Genomic DNA, 3,005 nt, shown 5'->3' with positions numbered 1-3,005 from the left:
GGCTGACAGCATCAGTCCCGCCCCAAGGGCAGTTAGAATTAGCTTGTGCATGATCTTGTCCCCTAGTTCCGGACTGGACGACCCCGTCCGCTCTGGAACGGCAATGCCGGCAAAAAACGCCACGAACTCCAGCCAAGAAGTCGTTCCGGGACCGATGCAAGCACGCAGCGCCGAGTCGCGCCTAATAGAAATTTAACGCCGCCCGTAAAGAGATCTGCCCCACCCGGCGTAAGTTTCGCTGCCATCCGATGCCGTTCACCGCTCACGCGGCGATCGGCAAATCCATCCGTCTCTAATTTCTGTTTTCCACCCATTCCTGACATTGGCGCCTAACGTCCGCTTTCCACCCAAAGCAGACATTAGCGCTTTGCGCCTGATGCCCGCAATAACTGTCGCCGTCAGAAGCTAAGCTCGGGCTTTCGCGGGTCGGCGCGACCGGCTAGCACCCAGCGCCATGAAGACACTTCGCGATCCCGGGCAGATCCTTACCGATGGTCTTGCGGCGATCCGCTTGCAGTATCAGCTCCCCGACGCCTTCCCGCCCGAGGTGGTCGCCGAGGCCGAGGCGGCGGTTAAGCGGCCGCTGAGCGACCATGTCGACAAGACCGAGATGCATTTTGTCACGCTCGATCCGGCGTCGTCGCGTGACCTTGATCAGGCGTTCGCGATCGAGGTTCGAGGGGACGATGTCATCTGCCATTATGCGATCGCCGATGTCGCGTGGTTCGTCGATGACGGCGGAGCGATGGACACCGAGGCGTGGGCGCGCGGCACTTCGCAATATCTGCCCGATGGCAAGGTCAGCCTGTATCCCCAGATCCTGAGCGAGGGCGCGGCGAGCTTGCTGCCCGACGTCGTCCGCCCCGCGATCCTGTTTTCCACCGCCGTTGCCGCCGATGGAACTGCGACGCTTGAGACGGTCCAGCGAGTCAAGATCCGCAGCCGCGCCAAGCTTGGCTACGAGAGCGTCACCGCCGCCGATCTGCCCGACGGGTTTGCCGAGCTCGAGCGCCGCATCGCCGCCGCCGAGGCCAGGCGCGGGGCCAGCCGGTCGGACCCGCCCGAGCAGGAAGTGGTCGAGCATGACGGCCATTTCGACCTCCGCCTGAGCCCGCAAAGCCCCGCCGAGGCGCAGAATGCCGCGCTGTCGCTGGCCAACAACCTTGCGGTCGCCGACGCGTTGCTCAAGCATCGCACCGGACTGTTCCGTGTGATGCCCGAACCCGAGGGCTGGGCATTGAAGCGGCTGCGCAATACCGCCAAGGCGATGGGCATCGATTGGCCCAAGGGGCGCGAGGTGCCCGCGATGGAGCGGATGCTCGATCCCGCCGACACGAACCAGGCGGCACTGCTGCTCGCGATCCGCCACGCCAGCCCCGGCGCCAGCTACGCCCCGTTCGCCGAGGGGGTCGTGCCGTGGCACGCCGCGATGGCCGCGACCTATGCCCACGCCACCGCCCCGCTGCGCCGCCTCGCCGACCGCTATGTGGTGATGGCGGCCCTCGCGGTTGCCAATGGCCAGCCGGTCCCTCCGGCGATCCTCGACGCCTTCACGCGATTGCCCAAAGTGATGGCGCGCGCCGATGCATTGGGCGGCAATATCCAGCGCGGGGTGATCGACCTGGCCGAAGCGATCATCCTCAAGGACCGCATCGGCGAAACCTTCAAGGCCGTGGTCACCGACGTCGACCAGCGCGGCCCGCGAATCCAATTGTGCGGATTGCCCGTGGTCAGCCGGTTGAAGGACGCCGAGGTCGCGTCGGGCGCCGCGATCAAGGTCCGCCTCGACCTCGCCGATCCCGAAACGCGGAAGCTGGAATTTTCGCTCAGCGCGTAACCGCTGCCAGCCGCGCTTCGACAAGTGCCAGCGCGGCGGCGATCGCCTGATCGACGTCCATATCGCTGGTGTCGAGCAACAGCGCATCATCGGCCTGCACCAAAGGCGCTGCATCGCGCCCCGAATCGCGCTCGTCGCGGGCATGAATGTCGGCGAGGACTTCGTCGTAATGGACGTTCATCCCGCGCTTGATGAGCTCGGCGAGGCGGCGCGTGGCGCGGACCTCGGGCGCGGCGGTGACGAATAATTTGGCGGTCGCATCGGGCGCAATCACGGTGCCGATGTCGCGCCCGTCAAGGACCGCTCCGCCCGCCTGCGCGGCGAAGCTCCGCTGCCGCTCGAGCAGATGCGCGCGGACGGCGGGGTAAGCCGAGATGCGTGAGGCGTAGGAGCCGACGATTTCGCTGCGCAATTCGTCATCGTCGAACGAGATCACCGACAGGTCGCACGCCCGCACCGCCTCCAGCTCATTACCCGGATCGCCGCCGAAGCGGAACAGGTTGAGCGCGACGGCGCGGTACAGCAGCCCGGTGTCCATGTGCGGCAGGCCATAATGATCGGCCAAAGCGCGGGCGATGGTGCCCTTGCCGCTCGCCGCCGGGCCGTCGACGGCGATTACGAAGGGCGTATCGGTGGTTGCTGGACTGGTCACGATGGGCTGCGCTTTGACAGTCGGCTGTGGCTATGGCAATGCCCGCGCCGCATGCTCCGTGGCCCAGCTTTACCAATAAAGGTTGGGGCTGACGGAGCGATCAACCGATTAGCTGACTGGAGTTTATTCATGGTGAAGCCCGAATGGGGCACCAAGCGCACTTGTCCCAAATGCGCGACCCGTTTCTACGATCTCGGCAAGGATGACCCGGTGGGCTGCATCGAGTGCGGCCACACCTTCAATCCCGAGCCGGTGCTGAAGTCGAAGCAGCCGATGCCGTTCGAGGTCGCCACCCCGGCCGCCGACAAGCCCGAGGCGGTCGACAGCGATCTCGGCGCCGAGGATCTGGTGCCCGACGAGGATGAGGAAATCAGCGCCGACGATGAAGTCGACCTGGCCACCGGCGAGGACGAGTTGGTCGTCACCAAAAGCGACAACGACGACGAACATTAAGTTTTCGCGGCCTGCCGGTGATTTTGCCGGTGCGGTGATTTGGGGTTTGCAGCCTTAGACATC

Annotated in this window: 3 protein-coding genes; 2 read left to right on the top strand and 1 reads right to left on the bottom strand. The window is 65.2% G+C overall.

The annotated features are described in order from the left end of the window. Positions 1-454: 454 nt before the first annotated feature. Positions 455-1,837 carry an RNB domain-containing ribonuclease gene (locus RMN73_RS09685; RefSeq protein ID WP_309603121.1) on the top strand — a complete coding sequence of 461 codons (1,383 nt, stop codon included), beginning with the start codon at positions 455-457 and terminating at the stop codon, positions 1,835-1,837. On the opposite strand, the gene cmk is transcribed toward RMN73_RS09685, so the two are convergent. After that, the gene (cmk, locus tag RMN73_RS09680) at positions 1,827-2,489 is read right to left on the bottom strand and encodes a (d)CMP kinase (RefSeq protein WP_309603120.1); all 663 of its coding nucleotides are present in this window, start codon (positions 2,487-2,489) and stop codon (positions 1,827-1,829) included. The genes RMN73_RS09685 and cmk overlap by 11 nt on opposite strands. A 129-nt stretch (positions 2,490-2,618) precedes the next feature. Here cmk and RMN73_RS09675 point away from each other — a divergent pair, with 129 nt between their 5' ends. Next, complete coding sequence (locus tag RMN73_RS09675; RefSeq protein WP_309603119.1) at positions 2,619-2,942, top strand: FYDLN acid domain-containing protein; 324 nt, start codon at positions 2,619-2,621, stop codon at positions 2,940-2,942. Positions 2,943-3,005: the final 63 nt, after the last annotated feature.

The organism is Sphingomonas sp. (assembly GCF_031372575.1).
GTDB lineage: Bacteria > Pseudomonadota > Alphaproteobacteria > Sphingomonadales > Sphingomonadaceae > Sphingomicrobium.
The sequence above is the reverse complement of the archived record's forward strand: the minus strand, read 5'-3'. Positions and strand labels throughout refer to the sequence as shown.